General features: G+C 71.8%; 21 protein-coding genes. 8 read left to right on the top strand and 13 right to left on the bottom strand.

Annotation, left to right across the window (positions count from 1 at the left end; translation table 11 throughout):
- Positions 1-11 precede the first annotated feature (11 nt).
- Together ODJ79_RS38885 and ODJ79_RS38890 are read left to right on the top strand one after the other, a co-directional pair.
- The gene (locus ODJ79_RS38885) at positions 12-572 is read left to right on the top strand and encodes a sigma-70 family RNA polymerase sigma factor (protein WP_263028706.1); all 561 of its coding nucleotides are present in this window, start codon (positions 12-14) and stop codon (positions 570-572) included.
- Positions 569-1,279, top strand: coding sequence for a zf-HC2 domain-containing protein (locus tag ODJ79_RS38890; RefSeq protein WP_263028707.1), 711 nt, complete (start codon positions 569-571; stop codon positions 1,277-1,279). Before ODJ79_RS38885 ends, ODJ79_RS38890 begins: the two co-directional genes overlap by 4 nt.
- Here ODJ79_RS38890 and ODJ79_RS38895 read toward each other — a convergent pair.
- From ODJ79_RS38895 to ODJ79_RS38920, 6 genes are all read right to left on the bottom strand, one after another.
- Positions 1,276-2,136: an oxidoreductase gene (locus ODJ79_RS38895; protein ID WP_263028708.1), complete on the bottom strand. Its 861-nt coding sequence runs from the start codon at positions 2,134-2,136 to the stop codon at positions 1,276-1,278. The two genes, ODJ79_RS38890 and ODJ79_RS38895, sit on opposite strands and share 4 nt — an antisense overlap.
- Positions 2,137-2,140: 4 nt before the next feature.
- The gene (locus ODJ79_RS38900) at positions 2,141-3,154 is read right to left on the bottom strand and encodes an ABC transporter permease (protein ID WP_263028753.1); all 1,014 of its coding nucleotides are present in this window, start codon (positions 3,152-3,154) and stop codon (positions 2,141-2,143) included.
- A 2-nt stretch (positions 3,155-3,156) separates the two neighbouring features.
- Positions 3,157-4,122: an ABC transporter permease gene (locus tag ODJ79_RS38905; protein WP_263028709.1), complete on the bottom strand. Its 966-nt coding sequence runs from the start codon at positions 4,120-4,122 to the stop codon at positions 3,157-3,159.
- On the bottom strand, positions 4,119-5,648 hold the full coding sequence (locus tag ODJ79_RS38910; protein ID WP_263028710.1) for a sugar ABC transporter ATP-binding protein: 1,530 nt from the start codon (positions 5,646-5,648) through the stop codon (positions 4,119-4,121). The genes ODJ79_RS38905 and ODJ79_RS38910 overlap by 4 nt, the downstream gene beginning before the upstream one ends.
- A 94-nt stretch (positions 5,649-5,742) precedes the next feature.
- Positions 5,743-6,822, bottom strand: a complete 1,080-nt coding sequence (locus ODJ79_RS38915; protein WP_263028711.1) for an ABC transporter substrate-binding protein — start codon at positions 6,820-6,822, stop codon at positions 5,743-5,745.
- A 159-nt stretch (positions 6,823-6,981) separates the two neighbouring features.
- Entirely contained in the window at positions 6,982-10,275 is a 3,294-nt protein-coding gene (locus ODJ79_RS38920; protein WP_263028712.1) for a BTAD domain-containing putative transcriptional regulator, read from the bottom strand.
- 240 nt (positions 10,276-10,515) lie between these two features.
- On the opposite strand from ODJ79_RS38920, the gene ODJ79_RS38925 reads away from it, so the two are divergent.
- Together ODJ79_RS38925 and ODJ79_RS38930 are read left to right on the top strand one after the other, a co-directional pair.
- Complete coding sequence (locus tag ODJ79_RS38925) at positions 10,516-11,139, top strand: response regulator transcription factor (protein WP_263028713.1); 624 nt, start codon at positions 10,516-10,518, stop codon at positions 11,137-11,139.
- 13 nt (positions 11,140-11,152) lie between these two features.
- Positions 11,153-12,172 (top strand): S66 peptidase family protein, encoded by a 1,020-nt coding sequence (locus ODJ79_RS38930; protein ID WP_263028714.1) that lies wholly within the window; start codon positions 11,153-11,155, stop codon positions 12,170-12,172.
- On the opposite strand, the gene ODJ79_RS38935 is transcribed toward ODJ79_RS38930, so the two are convergent.
- Positions 12,156-13,634, bottom strand: coding sequence for an MFS transporter (locus ODJ79_RS38935; protein ID WP_263028715.1), 1,479 nt, complete (start codon positions 13,632-13,634; stop codon positions 12,156-12,158). The genes ODJ79_RS38930 and ODJ79_RS38935 overlap by 17 nt on opposite strands.
- 138 nt (positions 13,635-13,772) lie before the next feature.
- Between ODJ79_RS38935 and ODJ79_RS38940 the strand changes: the two genes are divergently transcribed.
- From ODJ79_RS38940 to ODJ79_RS38955, 4 genes are read left to right on the top strand one after another with little or no spacing between them, the layout of a single operon-like run.
- On the top strand, positions 13,773-14,036 hold the full coding sequence (locus ODJ79_RS38940) for a helix-turn-helix transcriptional regulator (protein WP_263028716.1): 264 nt from the start codon (positions 13,773-13,775) through the stop codon (positions 14,034-14,036).
- Positions 14,033-15,322, top strand: a complete 1,290-nt coding sequence (locus ODJ79_RS38945; RefSeq protein ID WP_263028717.1) for a type II toxin-antitoxin system HipA family toxin — start codon at positions 14,033-14,035, stop codon at positions 15,320-15,322. Before ODJ79_RS38940 ends, ODJ79_RS38945 begins: the two co-directional genes overlap by 4 nt.
- Entirely contained in the window at positions 15,319-15,828 is a 510-nt protein-coding gene (locus ODJ79_RS38950; protein ID WP_263028718.1) for a GNAT family N-acetyltransferase, read from the top strand. Before ODJ79_RS38945 ends, ODJ79_RS38950 begins: the two co-directional genes overlap by 4 nt.
- A gap of 10 nt (positions 15,829-15,838) precedes the next feature.
- A complete protein-coding gene (locus ODJ79_RS38955; protein ID WP_263028719.1) occupies positions 15,839-16,852 on the top strand; it encodes an NADPH:quinone reductase in 1,014 nt (337 codons plus the stop codon).
- Between the two features lie 58 nt (positions 16,853-16,910).
- Here the strand turns inward: ODJ79_RS38955 and ODJ79_RS38960 are convergent, their stop codons facing one another.
- The 6 genes from ODJ79_RS38960 to pseB are packed head-to-tail and all read right to left on the bottom strand — an operon-like array spanning position 16,911 to position 23,148.
- A complete protein-coding gene (locus tag ODJ79_RS38960; RefSeq protein WP_263028720.1) occupies positions 16,911-17,912 on the bottom strand; it encodes a PseG/SpsG family protein in 1,002 nt (333 codons plus the stop codon).
- A gap of 43 nt (positions 17,913-17,955) precedes the next feature.
- Positions 17,956-18,681, bottom strand: a complete 726-nt coding sequence (locus ODJ79_RS38965) for a glycosyltransferase family protein (RefSeq protein ID WP_263028721.1) — start codon at positions 18,679-18,681, stop codon at positions 17,956-17,958.
- A gap of 19 nt (positions 18,682-18,700) precedes the next feature.
- Positions 18,701-20,209, bottom strand: a complete 1,509-nt coding sequence (locus ODJ79_RS38970) for a hypothetical protein (RefSeq protein ID WP_263028722.1) — start codon at positions 20,207-20,209, stop codon at positions 18,701-18,703.
- Positions 20,206-21,036 (bottom strand): hypothetical protein, encoded by an 831-nt coding sequence (locus ODJ79_RS38975; protein WP_263028723.1) that lies wholly within the window; start codon positions 21,034-21,036, stop codon positions 20,206-20,208. The genes ODJ79_RS38970 and ODJ79_RS38975 overlap by 4 nt, the downstream gene beginning before the upstream one ends.
- Positions 21,037-21,040: 4 nt before the next feature.
- Positions 21,041-22,165, bottom strand: a complete 1,125-nt coding sequence (locus tag ODJ79_RS38980; protein WP_263028724.1) for a DegT/DnrJ/EryC1/StrS family aminotransferase — start codon at positions 22,163-22,165, stop codon at positions 21,041-21,043.
- Positions 22,165-23,148 carry a UDP-N-acetylglucosamine 4,6-dehydratase (inverting) gene (gene pseB, locus ODJ79_RS38985; RefSeq protein WP_263028725.1) on the bottom strand — a complete coding sequence of 328 codons (984 nt, stop codon included), beginning with the start codon at positions 23,146-23,148 and terminating at the stop codon, positions 22,165-22,167. The genes ODJ79_RS38980 and pseB overlap by 1 nt, the downstream gene beginning before the upstream one ends.
- Between the last annotated feature and the right edge of the window lie 301 nt (positions 23,149-23,449).

The raw sequence follows: 23,449 nt of genomic DNA on the forward strand, positions 1-23,449 counted from the left end.
ACGGTGTACAAGTGGGTGGCAGACGGATGCTGGCGAAGGGCAAGGCGCGGATGAGGCGACGGGTGAGTCCCGACGAGGAGCTGATGACCGCGCTCTACAACGAGCACTATGCGGTCCTGCTCAGCTTCGTCCTGCGCTATGTGCACGACCGGCATCGCGCCGAGGACATGGTGCAGGAGACCCTGCTGCGGGCCTGGAAACACATCGATCACCTCGACACCGACCAGGGGCGCACCCGGTCGTACCTGCTGACCATCGCCCGCAACGTGGTGACCAACGCCTGGCGGGCCGAGCAGCGCCGCCCGCATCTGGTGGCGGACGAGCACGCGGTCGACACCATGCCGGTCGAGGACAACGTCGACCAGCTCGTCGAGGGCTGGCTGGTGTCCGAGGCGCTGGAGCGGCTGTCCGTCGATCACCAGGCCGTGGTCCGGGCCATGTACTACGAGGGGCAGAGCGTGGCGGAGACCGCCCGGCGGTTGTCCGTGCCCGAGGGAACGGTGAAGTCCCGGGCCTACTACGCGGTCCGGGCGTTGCGGACGGCGTTCGAGGAGATGGGGGTGCTGCGGTGAACCCCGATCACGACGACCTGCGCCGCCTGCTCGGCGGCTACCTGCTCGGCGGCCTCGACGACGCGGACACCGATCGGCTCGACGAGCACCTGCGCGACTGCGACGAGTGCCGCGACGAGCTGGAGCGGCTGGCGCCCGTACCGGAGCTGTTGCAACGCCTGCCCGACGCCCAGCGCGCGTTCCCCGGCGGAGCGCTACCACCGATCAGCATGTCCGCCCGGCCGAGCCCGGAGAACGTGGAGGGCCTGCTGCGCCGGATGCGGGTCGAGCGCTCCCGGGAGAACCGGATGGCCCGGGTCCGCTGGCTGGCCGCGGCCGCCGTGGTGGTGGTCGCCGCGGTGATCGGGGTCGGGGTGATCCGCACCAACCGGGAGAGTCAGACCCCGCAGGTGCTGCCCAGCCCGCAGCTGGTGACCGCGCAGTTCGAGCCGGCCGAGGGCAGCGGACTGTCCGGCCAGGCGGTCTTGACCCCGAAGACGTGGGGCGTCTCGGTGGCACTGGACGTGACCAAGCTGCGCGGCGAGGGCCCGTTCCTCTGCCAGGTTCGCAGCATGCGCGGCGAGGTCCAGCAGGCGGCCGCCTGGGGGCCGACCCCGACCGGCAACGCCAAGGTGATCGGGGCCAGCTCGTTCCAGATCAGCGACGTGCAGTCGGTGACCGTGGCCGATCACGATGGTCACCCGCTCGGCACCGCGAACGTGGATTAGCCCAGCTCGGCGAGGTCCTTCTCGGTCAGCTGCAACCGGCCCGCCGCGAGATTCTCCTCGAGGTGCGCCGGCGAGCCGGTGCCCGGGATGATCGCGATGTTCGGCGACCGGGCCAGCAGCCAGGCCAGCGCGACCTGCTGTGCGGTCGTGCCGTGCCGGTCGGCCACCTCGGCGAGCCGCTCGGCCGTCAGCGGCCGGAACCCGCCGCCGACCGGGAAGAACGGGACGTACGCGATCCCGGCTTCGGCGCACGCGTCGATCAGCGGATCGTCGTCGCGGTCGGCGATGTTGTAGAGGTTCTGCACGCAGACGATGTCGGCGAGGCCGCGGGCCCGGTCGAAGTGCGCGCGGCCGACGTTGGAGATGCCGAGATGCCGGATCAGACCCTCGGCGCGCAGCGACATCAGGGTCTCCAGCGCCGTCTCGTACTCGGCGCCGTCGTGTCCCCGATCGTCGATCCGCAGGTTGACCACGTCCAGCCGGTCCACGCCGAGCGACCGGAGGTTCGCCTCGACCCCGCGGCGCAGCCCGTCCGGGGTGAGTCCGCGCCGCTCGGCGGCCGGGAGGTCGATGTCGTCGCCCTCGACGAGCGCACCGACCTTGGTGACAATGACCAGATCCTGCGGGTACGGGTGCAGCGCGGCCCGGATCAACTCGTTGGCCGACACCCCGTCCCGCGCGTAGTAGTACGACGTGTCGAGGTGGTTGACCCCGAGTTCCACGGCCCGCCGCAGGACCGTGAGCGCGGTGTCCCGGCCGGGCCGGTCGCCCCTCGGCCACCCGGTGAGCCGCATGGTCCCGTACCCGATCCGGTTGATCGGCAGATCTCCGCCAAAAGCCCATTGTTCGTTCGTCACGGTCCTAGTTAACCCGGCGAAGCTTGACCAGATACGTCTGGGCGACCACGACCAGGGCAAGGAACGCGCCGCTGATCACCTGCTGCCAGTTGCTGTTGATGTTGCCGACCTGGTTGATCAGGTTCTGGATCACGCCGAGCAGCAGCACGCCCGAGACGGTGCCGGCGATCGTGCCGGCGCCGCCGGTGAGCAGCGTCCCGCCGATCACCACGGCGGCGATCGCGTCCAGCTCCATGCCGGTGCCGAGGACCGTGACGCCGGAGCCGAGCTTGGCCGCGTTGATCGTCCCGGCCAGTCCGGCGAGCAGCCCGGACATCACGTACACCCCGATCCTGATCCGCCGGACCGGCACGCCCATCAGCGCCGCCGCGTCGGCACTGCCACCGACGGCGTAGACCGAGTGGCCGAACCGGGTGCGGGCGAGCAGCACCGTGCCGAGCACCACCAGCACGGCGGCCAGCCAGACCTGGTAGCCGAGGCCGAGGAACGAGCCGTTGCCGAACCGGAGGAAGGCCTCGTTCTTGACCAGGTAGGTGGTGGAGCCCTCGTCGCTGATCGCGCGCATCAACCCGCGAGCGCCGAGCAGCGCCGCGAGGGTGACGATGAAGGGCGCCATTCCCGTGTACGCGATCAGCGCGCCGTTGAGGAGGCCGATCGCCGCGCAGACCAGCAGCGGGACGGCGAACGCCGCGGCGAAGCCGTACTGCGAGGCCCAGGCCGCGAGCACCCCGCCGAGCACGTAGAGCGACCCGACCGAGAGGTCGATCCCGCCGGTGAGGATCACGAAGGTCATGCCGAGCGCGATCAGCATCGGCGGCGCGGCCGCGACCAGGATCGTCGCGGTGTTGTCGAAGCTGCGGAAGTTCGGGAAGGCGAGGAAGGCGATCACCACGACGACGATCAGGACGGCGAGCGCGCCCTGCCGCTGGACGGTGCCGACGATCCGGTCGATGCGCTCGGCCTTGCGAACGTCCTCGACCGCGGCCGCGGGCGTCTCGGGGGCGGCGGCGATTCCCATGGTCACCGGGACTTCCTCTCTCGCGCCACGTAGACGGCGATCAGGATGATGACCGCCTGCGCGATCTCGGTCGTGGACGGTGGCAGGTTGTGTTTGATCATGGTGGCGATCACCAGCTGCATGAGCAGGGCGCCGGCCACCGTGCCGAGAACGCGTACCCGGCCGCCGGTGAGCGGGGTGCCGCCGACCACCACCGCGGTGATCGCGGAGAGTTCGATCAGCAGGCCGACCGCCGAGGCGTCGCTGGACTGGATGCGGGCCACCGACAGCAGGCCGGCGATCGAGGCGAGCACCGAGCAGAGCACGTACACCGTGATCAGCACCCGCTTGACCGGGAGGCCGGCCAGCTCGGTCGCCGGGCGGTTGCCGCCGATCGCGAGCAGCCGGCGGCCGAAGACCGTGCGGCGCACCACGAACGCGACCACGAGCACCAGCGCCGCCGCGATCCAGACCAGGATCGGAATGCCGAACAGGTCGCCCGAGCCGAGCCGAATGAAGTTCGGGTCGTGGATGTCCTTGAGCTGGCCGCCGCTGATCACCACGGCGAGGCCGCGGCCGCCGACGAACAGCGCGAGCGTGGCGACGATCGGCTGCAGGCCGACCTTGGCCACCAGCACGCCGTTGATCAGGCCGACCGCGACACCGGCGAGCAGCGACACGACGATGGCGGCGACCACCCCGTACCCGAGATAGAGCGGGATGAGCGCGGCGGCCAGCGCCATCACCGAGCCCACCGACAGGTCGATGCCCTCGGTGCCGATCACCAGCGCCATGCCGAGCGCGACGATCACGATCGGCGCGACCTGGATCAGCTGGATGCGCAGGTTGCTCCAGGTCAGGAAGTACGGCGTGAAGAAGATGTTGTAGACGACCAGCAGGACGATCGCCAGGTAGACGCCGTACTTCGGCAGCCAGGCCTTGATCTTGCTGAGGTCTTTCCGGTCAAGGGCGACGGCCGCGGCGGTCATTCGGAAACCTCCGGGGGTGCGGCCGCGGCGATCGTGGCCATGAGATCTTCGGTAGTGACGGAAGCGTCGGTGAGCGTGCCGACGACGACCCCGTCGCGCAGCACCACCACCCGGTCGGCGCCCTCGATCAGCTCCTCGGCGTCCGAGGAGACCAGCACGACCCCGAGCCCTTCGGCCGCGAGCTCGTCGATCAGCGACTGGACCTCGGCCTTCGCGCCGACGTCGATGCCCCGGGTGGGCTCGTCCAGCAGCAGCACCTTGGGGCTGGTGGCGAGCAGGCGGGCGAGCAGCACCTTCTGCTGGTTGCCGCCGGACAGGTCGCCGACGAGCTGGTCCGGGCTGGATGCCTTGATCCGCAGGCGGGTCATGTACTTGTCGACGATCGCGTCGATCCGGCTGTCCGAGACCAGGCCGAGGCGGGACATCCGGGGCAGGACGGCGAGGGCGATGTTCTCGCGTACGGAGAGACCCGCCACGATCCCCTCGGCCTTGCGATCCTCCGGTTGCACGGCGATGCCCGCCTTGACCGCTCGCACGGTGCTCGGCTTCCGCAGGGTCACGCCGTCGACCTGCACGTCCCCGCTGTCCAGCGGGTACGCCCCGCCGATCGCCTTGATCGTCTCGCTGCGGCCGGCGCCGAGCAGGCCACCGAGCCCGACCACCTCGCCCGGCCGCACGTCGAAGCTGATGTCGTGCAGCTTCCGGCGGCTGGTCAGCCCCTCCGCGCGCAGGATGGGCGCGGCGCCGGTGTCGGCGGTCTTCGCGGACGAGAACGCCGTCGCGCCGGACCGCCTGATCTCCGACATCTCGCGGCCGAGCATGAGCGCCACGAGACGGATCCGTTCGAGGTCGGCGAGCTTCCCGGTGTGCACCACCCGGCCGTCGCGCAGGATCGTGACGGCGTCGCAGATGCGGTAGAGCTCGTCGAGCCGGTGGCTCACGTAGACGATGCCGATGCCCCGCGTGTGCAGGTCGCGGATGACCCCGAACAGCGTCTCCACCTCGCGCGGCTCCAGCGACGAGGTGGGCTCGTCCATGATCACGACCTTGGCGTCGATCATCACGGCCCGGGCCAGGGCGACCATCTGCTGGGCGCCGAGCGCGAGCGTGCCCAGCGGCAGCCGGACGTCGGCGGTGACGCCGTAGCCGGCCAGGATCTCCCGGGCCTCGCGGTGCATCCGGCCCTCGTCCAGCAGGCCGAACCGGTTGCGCGGCTCCCGGCCGAGGAACAGGTTGTGCGCGACGCTCATCAGCGGGATGAGGTTGACTTCCTGGTAAATCGTGGAGATGCCGGCGTGCTGCGCGGCCATCGGCGTCGCGAACTGCGCCGACTGATCCTGATATCGCAGCTCACCGGAGTCCGGCTGGTAGACGCCGGTCAACACCTTGATCAAGGTCGACTTGCCGGCGCCGTTCTCGCCGACCAGCGCGTGCACCTCGCCCGGCTCCAGCCGGAACGACACCTCGTCGAGCGCCCGTACGCCGGGAAAGGTCTTCGAGACGTCGATGACTTCCAATAGCGCCATGTTCGATTTCCTCGTGGCCTCGTAATGCGCACACAAATGAACATTCGGCGGCGGTGCCGTACGACCTCCGGCACCGCCGCCTTGTGCGGGTGAGTCAGTACGCGCTGCCGAGGTCCGCCTTGGCATTGCTCTCGTCGTACTGCCGGTCCTGGATGATGACGTCCTGACCGACCGGCTCGCCGTTGAAGAAGCTCTGCGCCGTGGCGAAGGAGAGTGGCCCGAAGCGCGGGTTGGACTCGATGACCGCCGAGGCCCAGCCGTCGACAATGGCCTGCACGGCGCCCTTGGTGCCGTCGATCGACACCACCTTGACGTCGCCGCCCTTCTTGCCGGCGCCCTTCAGGGCCGTGATCGCGCCGAGCGCCATCTCGTCGTTCTCGCCGTAGATGCCGTTGATGTCCGGGTTGGACTGGAGCAGCTGCTCGGTGACTTTCTGCCCGTCCTCGCGGGCGAAGTTGCCCGTCTGTTCAAAAACGATCTTGATGTCCGGCGCGACCTTGGCGATCTCGTCCTTGAAGCCGCTGGTCCGGAGCGTGGTCACGTTGTTGCCGGGCGCGCCCAGCAGGATCGCGACCTTGCCCTTGTTGCCCATCGCCTTGGCCATCTCGTCCGCGGCGCGCTTGCCCTGCTGGGCGAAGTCCGACCCGATGAAGGTCAGGTAGTCCTTGCAGGCCGACGCGTTGATCTTGCGGTCGATCGTGACGATCGGGATGTGCTTCGCCGAGGCCTTGGCGAACACCGAGTCCCAGCCGTCCGAGTTGAGCGGCGCGATGATCAGCAGCTGCACGCCCGAGTCGATCATCTGCTCGACGTCGCTGATCTGCTTGTTGAACTGGGAGTTCGCGTTCGAAGTGGTGAGCTGGGTGATGCCGAGCTTGGCCGCCTCGTCCTTGATGGACTGGGTCTCGGCGATCCGGAACGGGTTGGCCTCCTTCTCCGACTGGGAGAAGCCGACCTTGGCCGTCTTGAGATCGATCTTCGTGCCGCCGTACTGGCTGATCGTGCAGGTGGCGGCTCCGGGAGCGGCCGACTGCACCACCTGAGCGGCGCCCGAGGCCGGTGCCGCCGGGGTGTTCGACGAGGTGTCCTCGGACTTGGCGCAGGCACTGAGCATCAGCAGGGCCGCACCGAGGGTAATGGTCGCAGGGCGCACGAGGCCCCGGTATGTGGTCATGAACGAGCTCCTTAGCGGTGATGAGACATCGGGGAGTAACCGCCTGGAAACACATTCACGCACTATCAAACTTTTACTGTCAAGGTCCTCCACCAAAATCAATCAGAAACGCACGTGGAGCAGTGTGACGCAGGGGAATTCGGGCCTCTGCTGCCGTGATTAAACGACAGCTCTCGATGTCCGCGCCATGTCCCAGCGCGCCGACATCGAGGTGTAGATGCGCAACGCCTCGTCCGGGCGCTCGCCGCCGAGCGTCGCCGCGTCCTCGAGCGCGGCCGCCAGCTCGAACCGGCGACCCACCTGCCGGTAGTGCTCGGCGGCCGCCCGGGCCGGCCCCGGATCGCCGCTGCGCAGCGCCTGGCAGCGCAGATGCGCGGCGTGCGCCCGGGCCGGTCGCACCTCGCGGGCGGCCTCGGACGCGCAGATCGCCGCGGCCCGCTCGGCGACGTCCATCCTGGCCAGCCGCCGGGCCAGCCGCATGACGTCCGGCAGCCACTGATGGCGCAACATCATCGGGGCGTACGCGGGCTGCAGCAGCGGCGCCAGCACCTCCAGCGCCTCGGCGTCGCGCCCCAGCTGCTCGGCCGCCAGCGCCCGGGCCACCAGCAGGAAGTCGCAGTTCTCCCGCTCCGCCTCGCTGGCCGGCACCGCGTCGGCCGCGTCCAGGTGCGCGGCGGCCAGGTCGCGCGCGTCCCGGTGCAGCGCGATCAGCGCGCCCACGCCGTGCAGCAGCATGGTCACCGCGCCCGGCTCGCGCATGCCGTGCCGCGTGATGCCGGGGCCGTCCTCGGTCACCGCCGACACTTCGGCCAGCGCCTCGTCCCACCGGCCCAGCCAGTAGTCCTGCACCGCGGTCGTCACCTGCAGGCCGGCCGGCAGCCGGTGCGCGGCCGCGAACTCGGCGGCCCGGCGCAACGTGCTCTGCGCCTCGTCCAGGCGGTCCAGGTTCTGCAGCGAGAACAGGCGGTTGTCCAGCAGGTCGAAGTACGTGCCGGCCAGCTCGGCGCGGCCGGACACCACGTCCAGCGCCTGGTCGACGTGGCGCAGCGCGCGCTCGTGGTCGCGCCGGATCGAGCTGGTCAGCCAGATCGTCTGCAACGCGAACGCCGTCTCGTACGGCTGGCCCGCAGCCACCGCCTCGGCATGCACGTCCCGGGCCCGGCGCTCGGCGCGGTCGAGGTCGTCCAGGTCGCCGCGGCGGAAGTTGGCCAGCAGCACCCGGTGCCGGGTGCGCCAGATCTCCGGCACCCGCGGGTCGTCCACCGCCTCCCGCAGCATCGCGACCGCCTCGGCCTCCTCGCCCTTGCGGTGCCGCATGGTGGCCAGCAGGTGTCGCATCTCGGCGCGGTCGCCCGCGTCGGTGGCGAGGCTCATCGCCTCCTCGGCCTCGGTCATCGGGAACCGCTGCCGGCGGAACTCCAGCCGGACCAGCGCCACCAGCAGGACGCCGCGCTGGGCGGCCGAGGGCAGGTCGGTGCGCAGCGTACGGCGGATCAGGTCGCCGGCGATCTGCGGCGCCCGGCGGACCACCTCGGCGAGGTGCGCGAGCAGCCAGGTCAGCACCCAGGTGTCCACCGCCGGGGTCTCCGCCACCAACTGCTCGGCCACCCGGGTCACCGCGCTGCCGCCGGCCGCCAGCACCTCGGCCGCGTGCCGGTGCAGGCCGGCCCGCAGCGCCGGCGGAACGCTCTCCACCAGCGCCTGCCGAAGGTACGCGTGCCGGAACGCGAGGTCGGTGCCGCTGTCCACCAGCACGCTCGCGGCCAGCGCCTCCTCAAGCGCGCCGACCAGGTCCAGGGCCGAGCGGCCGGTCACCGCCACGACCTCGCTGACCGAGAACTCCGAGCCGAGCAGCGCGGCCAGCCGGAGCACCTCGCGGGTCGGTCCGGAGAGCAGGTCGAGCGTGGCGTGCACGGCGGCCATCAGCGTCCGGGGCGGCTCGACGGTCACCTCCGGGCCGATGTCGGCCCGGCCACCGGCGACCTCGATGACGTCCCGCTGCCGCAGCGCGCCGACCAGCTCGCGGGCGAACAGCGGGTTGCCGCCCGCGCGGGCCACCAGCGCCCGCAGGTTGTCCCCGGGCGGGGCCCCGACCAGCGCCGCGACCAGCCGGTCGAGCTCGGCCTGCCGCAGGGGGCGCAGCCGCAGCACGTCCGGCGGCGCGGCCCGGTCGCCCGGCCGGGACGAGGCGACCAGCAGCAGCGGCAACCGGGCGACCAGGCCGCGCAGCCGCTCCCAGACGCGCAGGGTGACCGAGTCTGCCCACTGCATGTCGTCGACGATGAGGATCAGCGGCGCGGCGGCGCAGGCGGCGCGGACCGCGGCGACGATCTGGTCCTCGGCGATGTCCGGCTCGGCCAGCGGGCCGTGCGGGCGGCGGTACGCGGACTCCAGGCCCAGGGCGCGGGACAGCACCTGCAGCGGCACCCGGGAGCCGAGCTGGTCGGCCGCGCCCCAGGCCACCCGGCAGCCGCAGCGAGCCGCCTCGGCGAACGCGTGGGTGAGCAGCTCGGTCTTGCCGATGCCCGGCTCGCCCTCGATCCAGACCGCGCCGCCGCTGCCCGCCGCGAGCTGCCGCACCAGGCCGCGCAACTGATCCATCTCGGACTCCCGGCCGAACCAGTCGCGGGCGGCCAGGCCGTCGCGCAGGGCCCGGGCGACCGCCGTCGGCACGACCGTGCGAACCGGTTCCGGCTTGTCCGGGGCGCCCTTCTCCGGGGCGCCGGTCAGCACCTGCCGCTGCAGCTCGCGCAGCGCCGGGCCCGGTTCGATGCCGAGCTCGGCGACCAGCGTGCGGCGGGCGGCCCGGAAGACCTCCAGCGCCTCGGCGTGCCGGCCGGCCCGATGCAGGGCCAGCATCAGCAGCTCGTGCAGGGGCTCGTGCAGCGGGTTGTCCTTGACCAGGCCGGTCAGCTCGGCGATCAGGCCGTCGTCGCCGCCCAGGTCGAGCAGGATCCGGGCGCGCTGCTCGGCGGTGGCCAGGCGCAGCTCGGCCAGGCGCTGCCGGTCCAGCTCCAGGAACGGGCCGGCGAGGGCCGCGTACGCGTCGCCACGCCACAGCGCGAGCGCCTCCTCGAGCCGGCGGGCGGCGCCGCGATGATCACCCGCCGCCAGCAGCTCGGCCGCCCGCGCGCGCAGCTGCTGGAACCGCCCGGCGTCCAGGTCGGCGGGCTCGACCCGCAGCAGGTACCCGCCCGAGGCGCTGGTCAGCTGCCCCGGGGAGAGCACCCGGCGCAGCCCCGAGACGTACGTGTAGACGCTGCCGGCCGCGGTCGCCGGCGGCGAGTCGCCCCAGATCGCGGTGATCAGCTCGTCCCGGCCGACCAGCCGGCCGGCGTGCGCGGCGAGCACCGCGAACACCGCTCGCTGACGGGCCGCGCCGAGGTCGAGCTCGCGCTCGCCGACCCAGGCGCGAACCGGCCCGAGCACGCTGGCGCGCAGAGCCTCTGGCACGTGTCCTCCCGGATCGGTGAACCCAACTTCACCGGAGACGGGTCGGGTGTCAATGGATAACACAAACCGCACGGACGGGCAGTTCTCCTCGCCAGCCCTTCCGAGTCGAAACACACCTCTGCTGAACTGGTCTATCGACCTCTGTTCCGGGATGAAGGATCTCTGAAGATTATCTGAAGAACCTTCTCCGACACTTGCTCCACGTCCGCCTTGGGAGGGCGCTGAGGGAGGGGGCAAGCCGTGGAACAGGTCAGGGTCGCATTGCAGGCGATGGATCCGGTCAGCCATGCCGGGTTGGCCGCGTTGCTCCAGTTCCGCGGCGACATCACGGTGCTCCGCCCGCAGCAGCGCGCGGACGCCGAGGTGCTGGTGGCGGCGGCCGAGCGGCTCACCCCGGACGTGGTGGCCGCGCTGCGCCGGGCCGGCGCCGAGACCGGCGCGCCGATCGTGCTGGTCTGCCAGGAGGTCGCCGAGGCCGAGCTGATGACCGCGGTCGAGTGCCGGGTGGTGGCGATCCTGCCGCGCTCCGCGGTGACCACCGAGCGGCTCGCGCACAGCGTGCGTGCGGCCGCGGCCGGCGGCGGGGTCCTTCCCCCCAACCTGGTCGGCGAGCTGCTCAAGCAGGTCGACCGGATGCAGCGGGACGTGCTCGCGCCGAGCGGGCTGAACGCGTCCGGGCTGACCCCGCGGGAGATCGACGTCCTGCGGCTGATGGCCGACGGGTTCGACACCAACGAGATCGCCGGGAAGCTGTGCTACTCGGAGCGGACCGTGAAGAACGTGATCTACGGGGTCACCCACCGGCTCAAGCTGCGGAACCGGTCGCACGCGGTCGCGTACGCCCTGCGAGCAGGGATGATCTAGTAGCGTTCCCGCCATGAAATTGAAGCCGGGCGATCGGGTCGCCGTGGTGTCTCCCTCGTGGGCGGGTCCGGCGGTCTACCCCGCTACCCATGATCTCGCCATGCGCCGGCTTCGCGAGCTGCTCTCGCTGGTGCCGGTGGAGTTTCCGACCACGGCCAAGCAGGGCTCGCCGGAGGAGCGCGCCGCCGACCTGATGGCCGCGTACGCCGACCCGTCGATCCGGGCGGTGTTCGCGACCATCGGCGGCAGCGACCAGATCACCGTGCTGCCGCACCTCGATCCCGCGCCGTTCGTTGCCGACCCCAAGCCGTACTTCGGCTACTCGGACAACACCAACCTGCTGAACTGGCTCTGGCTGCACGGGGTGCCCGGTTACCACGGCGGGTCGACGATGGTGCACCTCGCGCGGGGCGCCGGGGTCGACCCCGAGCACCTCGCCTCGCTGCGGGCGGCGCTGTTCGAGACGGTCGACCTGGAGATCAAGCCGGTCGCGGAGTTCAGCGACGAGGAACTGAGCTGGGCCGATCCGGCATCGCTGACCGGCTCGGCGCCGAGCGTGCCGAGCCCGGGGTTCCACTGGCACCAGGCCGACCGGGTGGTCACCGGGCCGACCTGGGGCGGGAACCTGGAGATCCTGCACTGGAACCTGGCCGCGAACCGGTGGATCAAGCCGAGCGACGCGTACGCCGGCACGATTCTGCTGCTGGAGACCTCGGAGGAGCTGCCGTCGGCCGAGGAGGTGTTCCGGATGCTGCGCAATGCGGGCGAGCGCGGCCTCCTCGAGCAGTTCCCGGCGGTGCTGGTGGCGACGGCCAAGGCCAGCAACATCGGCAACCGGCCGGCCCAGGCCGATCGCGCCCGCTATCGGGACGAGCAGCGGGATGCGGTGCTGCGCGCGTTAGGCGTCTACAACCCGTCGGCGATGGCCGTCTTCGGTGTCGATTTCGGTCACACGACGCCGCAGTGGGTGCTGCCGTACGGCGGCCGGATGACCGTGGACGGCCCCGGGCGGCGAGTTATCGCTCACTACTGAGGGCCCGGGCCTGCACCGGTGGGGAGCAGGGGTCGCAGAAGCTGCGCGGCGGCGTGGGCTTGGTGACCCGGTTCGGGATGAGCAGGAACGCCAGTGCCGAGCCGCCGACCATCAGGGCCACGCAGATCAGCATCGCGTTGCGGTAGACCGCGTGCAGCTGGCCGGCCACGGTGAGGCTGCCGCTGCCCAGCCCGGCCGCCAGCGGCAGGATCGCGACCGAGAGCAGGCTCGCGGCCCGGGCCACGGCGTTGTTCACGCCCGAGGCGATGCCGGCGTGCGCGTCGTCGAGCGAGCCGAGCGCGGTCGCGGTCAGCGGCGCCACCAGTGTGGACAGGCCCAGGCCCAGGACGATCACCGAGGGCAGCACGTCGGTGAGGTACGACGCGCCCGGCCCGATCATCGACATCAGCAGCACGGCGAGCGCGCAGATCAGCGGCCCGACGGTCATCGGGATCCGCGGGCCGATGCGCTGGCCGAGCGCGCCCGAGCGGGCCGACAGCAGCAGCATCAGCCCGGTCGCCGGGAGCATCGCGGTGCCCGCCGCCAGCGGGCTGAACCCGGCCACCACCTGCAGGTTGATGACGAACAGGAAGAAGATGCCGCCGTTGGCCGCGTAGACCAGGAAGGTGACCAGGTTGGCGCCGGTGAACGCCCGGTGGTGGAAGATCTCCAGCGGCACCAACGGCTGCGGCGAGCGTCGTTCGGCCAGCACGAACGCCACCAGTCCGGCCACGCCGACGGCCAGCGAGATCCACACCACCGGGTCGCCCGGACCGCGCATCGGCCACGCGGTGAAGCCGTAGGTCAGGCCGCCCAGCCCGATCGCGCCGGTCACGGTGCCCGCGACGTCGAAGCGCCGGGCCGCGGCCGGGTCGCGGGACTCCGGCACGTGCCGGGCGGCCACCCCGAGCACCAGCGCGGCGACCGGCACGTTGATCAGGAAGACGAGCCGCCAGCTGCCGGCCTCGACCAGCCAGCCGCCGAGGAACGGGCCGAACGCGCCGCCGATGCCGCCCAGGCCGGACCAGGCGCCGATCGCGCGGGCCCGGTCGCCCGGCTCGAAGGAGGCCTCCAGGATGGCCAGCGCGCCGGGGGTGAGCAGCGCGCCGCCGATGCCCTGCAGCACCCGGGCGCCGATCAGCAGCTCGATGGTGGGTGCGAGGCCGCACAGCAGCGAGGCGAGCGCGAACCAGGCGATGCCGATCATGAAGATCCGCTTGCGGCCGTACCGGTCGCCGAGCGAGCCGCCGAGCAGGATCAGCGCGGCCAGGCTCAGCGCGTACCCGTTGACCGTCCACTGCAGGCCGGCCGCGTCGGCGTGCAGGTCCCGGCCGATCGACGGGAGCGCGATGTTGACCACGGTGGCGTCGATGAACGCCAGGCTCGAGCCGAGGACGGTGGCCAGCAGGACCCAGCGACCCCGCGCCGAGTGATAGCGGAGCAGCGTGTCATCGACGGCCATGAGCCGACCCTACGCCGGGGGATCGCGCACGTACGCGCACCGGAGTCGTGGTGTGCACGTACGCGCGCAGCGGCTATTATGAGCACGTACGTGCGCAGGAGCGAGGATGTGCACGTACGTACACGCAGGGAGGGGTGTATGCGCCTGAGCAACGCCGAGGACCTCGGTCGCTATCTGCGCGACCGGCGCCGGGCGGTCGGCCTCAGCCAGGGCGACCTGGCCGCCCGGGCGACGGTGAGCCGACGCTGGCTGTCCGACCTCGAGCAGGGCAAGCCCACCGTCGAGGTCGGGCTGGTCTTCCGGGTGATCGCCGCTCTCGGGCTGTACCTGGACTGCCGCCCCGAGCCCGCGCCCGAGTTCGACCTCGACCGCTACCTCGACTCGCTCGGCGGTGAGCCGTGAGCCGCGCGCTGACCGTGCTGCTCGGCGGCCGGGCGGTCGGGGTCCTGTCGCAGGGCGAGGGCGGCGCGCTGTCGTTCGCCTACGACGACGCCTATCGCGAGTCGCCGGACGCGCTGCCGATCTCGCTGTCGCTGCCGCTCAGCGCCGGCAGCCACGACCCTCGGACGGTCCGCGCCTTCTGTCAGGGCCTCCTGCCGGACAACGAGGGGGTGCTCGAGCGCTGGGGCCGGGACTTCCAGGTCTCGCCCGGGAATCCGTTCGCGCTGCTCGCCCACGTCGGTGAGGACTGCGCGGGCGCGGTCCAGTTCGTCCGATCCGACCGGGTGGAGGCCATCCTCGCCCGGACCGGCGCGGTGGCGTTGCTGACCGAGGAGCGGATCGCCGAGCGGCTCCGGACGCTGCGACGCGATCCGTCGGCCTGGCATCTGGCCGGTACCGGTCAGTTCAGCCTGGCCGGGGCGCAGGCCAAGACCGCGCTCCACCACGACGGTGCGACCGGCGCGTGGGGCGACCCGTCGGGGGCGGTGCCGACCACCCACATCCTCAAGCCGGCCATTGCCGGGTTCGATGACCACGACCTCAATGAGCACCTCTGTCTGCGGGCGGCGCGGATCGCCGGGCTGCGGGCGGCGATCTCGCGGGTGACGTCGTTCGGCGCGGAGCGGGCGATCGTGGTCGAGCGGTACGACCGCTATCCCCTCGGCGACGGGCAGGTGGGGCGGATCCACCAGGAGGACATGTGCCAGGCGCTCGGGCTGCCGCCCACCGGCAAATATCAGAGCGACGGCGGGCCCTCGCCCGAGCAGATCGTCGCGCTGGTCCGCCGCGCGGTCGGGGTGCCGGTGGCCACGGTGGAGGTCGATCGGTTCGTCGACGCGCTCGCGCTGAACTGGCTCATCGCGGGCACCGACGCGCACGCCAAGAACTACTCGATCCTGCTGGTCCGGGGGCAGACCCGGCTGGCGCCGCTCTATGACGTGGCGAGCAGCCTGCCGTACGACGACATGTATCTGCCCCGGCTGCGGCTGGCCATGAAGGTCGCGTCCGAGTACCGGGTGGAGGCGATCACCGGGCGGCACTGGCGGGCCTTCGCCACGCAGAACGGCCTCGACCCGGATCGGACGGTCCAGCGGATCGACGAGCTGGCCTCGCGGCTACCGGCGGCGTTTCGCGAGGCGGCAAGCGCGGACGCCGTCGTGGCGCTGGGGTCCACGGTGCCGACGCGGCTGGCGACGGCGGTCGAGGAGCACGTCGGCGTGTGCCGGCGGCGATTGGCGGACGGATGATCCGGCCGGCGCGGGACGAGGACGCCGCGAGCCTGGTGGCGATCGAGGAGGCGGCCGGGCGGATCTTCGCCGACGTCGGCATGGACTTCGTGGCGCAGGACGATCCGGGGACCGTCGAGGAGCTTCTGCCGTACGTGCGGGACGGCCGGGCCTGGGTGGTCGACGGGCCGGACGGTGCGCCGGTGGCGTATCTGATCGCCGAGTGGGTGGACGGGAACGTGCATGTGGAGCAGGTCTCGGTGGTTCCGGAGTACGGGCGGCGGGGCCTCGGCTCCGCGTTGATCGAACACGTCGCGGGGTGGGCCCGCGAGCGGGGCGCGCCGGCGTTGACGCTCACGACGTACGCGGAAGTCGCTTGGAACGCCCCCTACTACGAGCGCCTCGGCTTCCGGCGGCTCGCCGACGACGAGCTCACGCCGGGGCTGCGGCGGATCCGGGCGGCCGAGGCGGAACATGGACTCGATCGATGGCCGCGGCTCGGCATGCGCCGCGAGCTACCGGCCTAATGTGTGATGCATGCGTGCTGCCGTCTTCGAAGAGCCCGGGCCCGCCGCCGTCCTGCAGATCGTCGAGCGGGAGATCCCGCCCGCCGGCGACGGTGAGGTTCGCGTCCGGATCGTCCTGTCCGCCGTCAACCCGACCGACACCGGGACCCGCGCGGGTCGCGGCGTGCCCGACGGGGTGGCCCCGCCCCGGGTGCCCAACCAGGACGGCGCCGGCGTGGTCGACGCGGTCGGCGAGGGCGTCACCGGCCTCGAGCCGGGCGATCGGGTCTGGGTGTGGGACGCCGGCTACGGCCGGGTGAACGGCACCGCCCAGGAGTATGTGGTGCTGCCACGCCGCCAGGTGGTGCGGATGAACGACGACGTCCCGTTCGAGGTCGGCGCCGCGCTCGGCATCCCGGCGCTCACCGCGCACCGCTGCCTCACCCTGGCCAGCGACGGCCCGGCTCGGCTGGAGCCGGGCGCGCTGGAGGGCCGCACGGTGCTGGTCGCCGGCGGCGCGGGCGCGGTCGGCAATGCCGCGATCCAGCTGGCCAAGTGGGCCGGCGCGACCGTGCTGACCACGGTGAGCTCGAAGGAGAAGGCCGGCCTGGCCGCCGCGGCCGGCGCCGACGCGGTGATCAACTACCGCGAGGAGGACCTGGCCGCGCGGGTCAAGGAGATCGCTCCCGGCGGCGCACACATCGTGGTCGAGGTGAACACCGAGAACCTGCGCGCCGACCTGAGCGCGGTCGCCCCCGGCGGCAACATCGGGATCTACGTGGGCGGCGAGGTGACGATCCCGAGCTTCAAGGCGATGCTCAAGAACGTCAGCCTCGACTTCGTGCTGACCTACACGACCTCGACCGAGGAGAAGGACAACGCGGTCGCGGCCGTGGCCGAGGCGGTCAACGCCGGCGCCTTCCGGGTGGGGGAGGAGGCCGGGCTGCCGATCCTGCGCTACCCGTTCGAGCGGATCGCCGACGCGCACGAGGCGGTCGAGCAGCACGCGGTCGGCAAGGTGGTCATCGCGGTAACGCAGCCCTGAGCGGTCACGCAGCCCTGAGCGGTCACGCAGCCCTGAGCGGTCACGCAGCGTTGAACGGTCACACCGCCTTGAGCAACGCCTCCGCGACGCGTTCCACGCCGCGCCCGTCGACGGCCGCCCACGCCCGGGCGGCCAGCCCGGTGCGGAGCGACGCATCGGTGAGCAGCGTCCGGAGGGTGGTCACCGCGTCGTCGCCGAGGTGACCCAGCTGCCCGAGGCCGGCCGCGTAGCCGCGCGCGATCGTCCGGTCGTACCCGATGATCTGGTTGTCCACCACCCAGACCAGGGCGGCCGGCAGCCCGAGGCAGAGCAGCTCCCAGGTGGAGGTGCCGCTGGCGCTGACCGCGAGGTCGGCGCCGGCGAGCAGCCCGGGGAGGTCGTCGGTGGGCGGGATGATCTCGAAGCGCTGGCCCGGTCCGGCCGGGATCGCGCTCAGCTCGGCGTGCAGCTCCGCGTTCGCCGCGATGATCGTCGCGTCGAAACCCACGCCGGTCCGGGCGAGCAGCGCGGCCACCTGCGGCGCCGCGCGGTAGGCGTCGGTTCCGCCGAAAAAGGCCACCACCTTGGGCGTACGCCCGCAGTGGTGCGCCGGCGGTGTCGCCGGTCGCAGCGACCGCACCGACGAGCGCAGCAGCGCGTACTCCAGGCCGGCCAGCCCGATCGCGTCCTCGACGTCGATCCGCGCGTCCAGGTTCTGGTCGACGTAGATGTCCGCGCTCTGCCCGCGGAAGTCGCCGTCGACGATGGCCAGCACCGGCCGCCCGGTCTTGCGCACCGCCGCGCTGTGCGGCGCGGGCAGCGTGTACGAGTCGACGACCAGCGCGTCGATCTCCAACCGCTCGACGGCGGCGACCAGCCCGACCGGGTCGAACGGCGGCGGGTGCCAGGGCAGCCCGCGCCGGTCGAGCTGGGCCTCGGCCCAGGCGACGCCGCCCAGGTCGCTGAGGAACCGGACCCCGGCGCCCCGGGCGACCAGCTCCTCGGCGAGCGCCACGCAGCGGACCAGATGCCCGACGCCGGTGCGGGCACCGGCGTCGCAGCGAATGCCGACGATCGTCACACCGAGCCGCCCTCGGGTCCCGCGCCCACCCGGGTGCCGTCGCTCATGCCTGTACGAGCGCCTTCTGCAGCACATGGGCGTTCAGTTCGAGCAGGTCCGGCCGGTCGGCCAGCCAGGCGGCCAGCGTCTTGAGCTCGACCGGCTCGTCGCCGAAGTGCTCGACGACCGCCGAGATCAGCTTCCAGTCGTCCTCGGTGTCCAGCGTGAGCCGCAGGTGGGACAGGTCGGGCTGCAGGGTCAGCCCGATCACGTCGAAGTCGTCCGGGTGCGTGTAGATGTACGACGTCACGTGCACCCGGTGGTACTCGGTGGCGAGCGCGTCGATCTGCCGCAGCACCGGCGTGCGCACCATCTCGACGTCCAGCCCGCGCGGCAGCGTGTGGGCGAGCGAGGTGCTCAGGTAGTCGGCGCCGGAGGCCACGAAGACCCGGTGTGCCCGGTTGATGATCGCCGGGTCGATCAGCGGGTTGTCCGCGGTGAACCGCAGCACGATGTCGCTCTCGTGCTGGTCGAGCACCCCGAGGAAGCGGGCGAGCACGTCGTCGACCGGCCCACGGTGGCAGGCCACGCCGATCGCGGCACACTCGGCGACGATCGCGTCGTCGGCCGCCTCGGTCGTGGTGGCCACGACCAGCTCGTCGAGCACCCCGCTGGCCTGGGCGCTGCGGACGACCCGCTCGAGGACGGACCGGCCGCCCAGCTTGAGCAGCACCTTGCGGGGGAGGCGGGACGAGTCCATCCGCGCCTGGATGATGCCGAGGGATGTCATTATGTATCCTTTTCGGAGGCTATGCCTTTTTCCGGACCCGCTGACGTGCCTTCCGTGCTACGCCATACCCAAGCTTCGCCATGCGGTAGCCGAAGCTACCGCTGAAGGTGGCAATTTGGGCACGCGCCTTGGTCAATTCCGCGTCTCGTTTCGCGATCTCGCGTTCGTACTCCTCGGCGCGGGCGGCGGCGTCGGCGAGCCGGCGCCGCAGGGAACGCAGCTGCTCCAGTTGTTCGCGGCGGGAGTCCGGTACCGGCGGGTTCTCGCCGGGCGGTATCGCCGGGACGTCGCCGGGCAGGCCGGCGGCGCCGTGCAGGATCGCGGTCAGCGTCCGTAGGTCGGTGGCGGCGGGCCACGGGTGGGCGTACCCGCCGGTGAGCAACATCGTGGCGAAGCCGCGCAAGGCGTCGTCCCGGGCCGGAACGCCGGGATCGAGCCGGGCGTACGTGTCGCCGTCGACCACCACGTTGTCGGCGGTGGCGCCGGGCAGCGCCGCCATCCAGCCGGTGAGCAACCGCCGGACGGTCGGCAGGTCGTGCCGCAGGCAGGCGGAGAGCAGCAGCTCCTCCAGCAGCCGGCCGGCCGGCCAGGGTCCGTCGAGTGCCGAGGTGTCACGGCCGGGGACCTCGCGAAGCACATGCCGCGTCCACCCGCCGTCGGGGCCGGGCGTCACCTCGAGCACCGGGCCGTCGCCGAGCAGCACCGCGGGCGGCCGCAGTGCCGGAGCCGGGCCGGGCGTGCGGTGGGTGATCACCAGCCACGCGGTCGCGAGCTCCGGTCCGAGACCGCTGCGCACGGCCGCGGCGGCGAGCCGCCGCGGATCGGAAAGGACACCGCGGTTCGCGTACGCCGTGCCGACCGCGCTCGCGACCGCGGCCGCCAAGGCGCCGGCCGGGCCGTCCCGCAGCGCGTCCGGGGTAGCGATCATCGTCGGCGAGCCGGGCTCCGGCCACGCCGCGCCCAGCCAGTCGACGGCCAGCCCTTCGGCGTCGAGCCCGGCGATCAGCCGGCCCGGGGTGCCCGGCTTGCTGTCGTCGAACTCGCCGAGCGGCCGCCACGCGTCGTCGGCCCGGGTCGCCGTCGCCGCCACCGGGTCGACCAGCCGGTGCACGCCCAGCTCGTTCTCGACCGCGAGCAGCAGGGCGCCGCCGGGGCGCAGCGCCCGCTTGAGCACCTGCAGGCACTCGGCCCAGCCGTACTGCGGGCCCTCGACCGAGCAGAGCCGGCCGAGACCGTCGAGCGCGACCACCGCGTCCCAGCGGTCGGTGTCGGTGAGCTTGGTCAGGGTCCCGCAGAGCACGTCGAGGCCGCGCGCGGCGAGCCGCTCGGCCTCGGGCTGCGAGCGGACGAGGCAGGTCACCGTGGCGCGGGCGGCGAGCGCATCGATCAGCGCGTCCTCGTGCGGGCCGGCGACCAGCACGCTCGACCCGGCGGGGAGCTGCTCGGCCAGGTAGCCGTACAGGGCGCCACCGGCCGGCGGGTGGTCCTCGGACCAGCCGGGCATCTCGCCGCCGATCAGCCGGATCACGCCGGCACCGCCACGCGGTCCGGGGCCCAGCCCAGCATCGTGCGCAGCTCGGCCGGGGAGGCCAGGTAGTCGTCGCCCAGCTCGGCCAGCGCCGACCGGCGGGCCTCGGCCGGGTCGGGGTGCTTGCCGTGCAGCTCGGGCCACTGCCGGCGGATGCGCTCGGCGGTGGACCGGTCCTCTCGCTCCAGATGCATCGGGTCACCGTAGACGGCCGGCTCGCAGCCCGCCGCCGCGCCGTACATGACGGCACTGCTCAGCCGGTTGGACGCGACACGTTGGTGTGCTCGAAGCTCATCGAGCTGGTTGTGCAGGAACCGGGTGTCGGTGTCCTGCCACATGAAGCCGCGGTAGCCGTGGCAGACGACCCGGCCGGCCTTCTCGTACTCGGCGCGGACCCGGTCGTTGCGGTACTCGTTCCAGTACAGGCAGAACGTCAGCGGGCCGGTCTCGGTCGCCCTGATCTCGTCGATCAGGCGCGCGTGACTGCCCTTGACCTGCTGGCTCTCCCAGCCGTGAAACGGGTACCAGATGGTGCCCGCGCGGGTCGCCGGCTCCGGCGGGGGCGGCGCGAACCGCAGCAGGTAGAGGAACGGGGCGCCGATCACCGTGGCCTGGCGGCGCCCCATCGACCAGGCGCGCCGCCGGGTCTGCTCGGACCACACGAAGATCGGCTTTCCCGGCAGGTAGGGCGTGCCGATGCCGAGCCCGTCGAGCACGTTCCAGCCGTGCTGCACGTACCCTTCGATCCGGGGCGGGTGCTCCGGATCGAGGCCGCAGTATTCCGCCAGCACGTGCGCGTGGCCGTAGAAGTGGTTGGCGTGGTGCACCCGGTCAGCTCCCGAGGATGGTGCGCAGCTCCTCCACGACGCGATCCTGATCGTCGTCGGTGAGGTCGACGAAGAGCGGCAGGGACAGCTCCTCAGCGTAGAAACGCTCGGCCACCGGGCATTGACCGCGCCGGTAACCCATGTCCTCGAAGACCGGGTGCCAGTAGACGGGGATGTAGTTGACCTGCACCAGGATCCCGGCGGCGCGGAGCCGGTCGTACACCTCGCGGCGCCGGCCGTCGAGGACGCGCACCGGGTAGAGGTGGCGCATCGGGTCGACGCCCTCGCGCTGGACCGGCAGGCGCAGGCCGGGCACGTCGGCGAGCAGCTCGTCGTAGCGGGCGGTCAGGTACTGCCGTTTCGCCTTGAACTGGGCGAGCCGGCTCAGCTGCGAACTGCCCAGTGCGCACAGCACGTCGGGCAGCCGGTAGTTCTCCCCGAACGACTGCACCTCGTAGTACCAGCCGCCCTCGTCCGTCCGGCGCAGCCTGTCCTGGTCGCGCACCATCCCGATGTTCTTGAAGGTGCGCGCCCGGTCGAGCAGGTCGGGCCGGGTCGAGGCGACCGCGCCGCCCTCGGCGGTGGTCAGGTTCTTCGTCGGGAAGAACGAGAAGGTGGTGAGGTCGGCGAGCGTGCCGACCGGCCGGCCGTGGTACGTCGAGCCGATCGCGTGCGCGGCGTCGCCGATCAGCACCGCGTCCAACGGCTCGGCGATCTTGCGAAGAGCGTCGTACTCGGCCGGGTGGCCGGCGTAGTCGACCGCGGCGATGGCCCGGGTGCGGTCGGTGACCGCGGCCTCGACGGCGGCCGGGTCGAGGTTGGCCGTCTCGTCCTCGACATCGGCGAAGACCACGGTGGCGCCGCGCATCGCCGCCGCGGAGGCGGTGGCGACGAACGTCATCGGGGTGACCACGACCTCGTCGCCGGGGCCGACGCCGGCCGCCGCGTACGCGGTGTGCAGCGCGGTCGTGCCGTTGGTCACCGTGACCGCGGGCGCGCCGGCCACGGCCTCGATGTCCTTCTCGAACTGCGCGACCCGCGGGCCGGTGGTCAGCCAGTCGCTGCCGAGGGCTTCGACCACCGCCTCGACGTCGGACCGGTCGATCGACTGCCGCCCGTACGGCAGCATCACTTCTCCTCGCCGATGAGCTTGCGCATGTCCTCGATGCTCAGCCACAGGTCGTTGTTGTCCGAGCGGTAGTTGAAGCCGTCGGCGACCTCCTCGCCGCCCGCCGGCTCCTGGTAGCCCCAGCTCGCGACGACCGGCTGCACCACGTAGCGGTCCGGGAAGCGCAGGGTGCGGCGGCTGTCGTCGGACGCGATCATTTCCTCGTGCAGCTTCTCACCGGGGCGGATGCCGGTCTCGTGGGTCGCCGAGCCGGGCGCGACGGCCTCGACCAGGTCCATGATCCGCATGCTCGGGATGCGCGGGACGAAGAGCTCGCCGCCCTCCATCTTGTCGAACGAGTCGACCACGAACTTCACGGCCTGGGGGAGCGTGATCCAGAAGCGGGTCATCCGCTTGTCGGTGATCGGCAGGCTCTTGCCCTCGGCGGCCAGCTTGCGGAACAGCGGCACGACCGAGCCGCGGCTGCCCATCACGTTGCCGTAGCGGACCACGGAGAACCGGGTCGGGTGGGTGGCGGCGTAGTGGTTGCCGGCGATGAACGACTTGTCGGCGACGAGCTTGGTCGCGCCGTACAGGTTGATCGGGCTGGAGGCCTTGTCGGTGGAGAGCGCGACGACCTTCTTGACCCCGGCGTCGATCGCGGTGTCGATCACGTTCTGTGAGCCGTTGATGTTCGTCGCCACGAACTCGGACGGGTTGTACTCCGCGGTGTCGACCTGCTTGAGGGCGGCCGCGTGGATCAGGTAGTCGACGCCGTGCATCGCGCGCGCGAGCCGGTTGCGGTCGCGGATGTCGCCGAGGAAGAAGCGCAGGCGCTTGTCGTCGCCGAACAGCTGGCGGACCTCGTACTGCTTCAGCTCGTCCCGAGAGAAGATGACGATCCGCTGCGGGTCCAGGTGCGTGAGGGCGTACTTGAGGAACGCCTTCCCGAACGAGCCGGTGGCACCGGTGACGAGGATCGAGGATCCGCTGATTTCAGACACGATTGAGCTCCGAGGGGTCGGCAGGCAGTACGAGCCGGAAGCATAACCACTCTCCGTGGCATTTCCAGGCGAAGTGAAAAAGGATAACTCGCGTTCACCTTATGTTCACCCAAAGTTTGTCGTGACGTCCAGCAGCCTGTAAGAAGGTAGAAGGCCTCTGTCCACCTCAGCGGCACCGTGGGCCGGTCCGTTTGGCTACATTCTTGGCGTGACGGATGGCTGACGCTGAGTAACCGCCTTGGCGCGGTCGGTGCCGGCCCGGTCTTGCGTAGCATCGAACTCCTGCTGCCGCTGTCCAACG

Origin of the sequence: Actinoplanes sp. KI2, from assembly GCF_025630775.1 — a bacterium.
Classification (GTDB): domain Bacteria; phylum Actinomycetota; class Actinomycetes; order Mycobacteriales; family Micromonosporaceae; genus Actinoplanes.

Bases quoted from the DNA above. Each gene is read 5' to 3' on its own strand.
- ODJ79_RS38900 (WP_263028753.1), bottom strand. From the start codon at position 3,154: ATGGGAATCGCCGCCGCCCCCGAGACGCCCGCGGCCGCGGTCGAGGAC.
- ODJ79_RS38905 (WP_263028709.1), bottom strand. From the start codon at position 4,122: ATGACCGCCGCGGCCGTCGCCCTTGACCGGAAAGACCTCAGCAAGATC.
- ODJ79_RS38910 (WP_263028710.1), bottom strand. From the start codon at position 5,648: ATGGCGCTATTGGAAGTCATCGACGTCTCGAAGACCTTTCCCGGCGTA.
- ODJ79_RS38915 (WP_263028711.1), bottom strand. From the start codon at position 6,822: ATGACCACATACCGGGGCCTCGTGCGCCCTGCGACCATTACCCTCGGT.
- ODJ79_RS38930 (WP_263028714.1), top strand. From the start codon at position 11,153: ATGAAATTGAAGCCGGGCGATCGGGTCGCCGTGGTGTCTCCCTCGTGG.
- ODJ79_RS38935 (WP_263028715.1), bottom strand. From the start codon at position 13,634: ATGGCCGTCGATGACACGCTGCTCCGCTATCACTCGGCGCGGGGTCGC.
- ODJ79_RS38940 (WP_263028716.1), top strand. From the start codon at position 13,773: ATGCGCCTGAGCAACGCCGAGGACCTCGGTCGCTATCTGCGCGACCGG.
- ODJ79_RS38950 (WP_263028718.1), top strand. From the start codon at position 15,319: ATGATCCGGCCGGCGCGGGACGAGGACGCCGCGAGCCTGGTGGCGATC.
- ODJ79_RS38955 (WP_263028719.1), top strand. From the start codon at position 15,839: ATGCGTGCTGCCGTCTTCGAAGAGCCCGGGCCCGCCGCCGTCCTGCAG.
- ODJ79_RS38965 (WP_263028721.1), bottom strand. From the start codon at position 18,681: ATGACATCCCTCGGCATCATCCAGGCGCGGATGGACTCGTCCCGCCTC.
- ODJ79_RS38980 (WP_263028724.1), bottom strand. From the start codon at position 22,165: ATGCTGCCGTACGGGCGGCAGTCGATCGACCGGTCCGACGTCGAGGCG.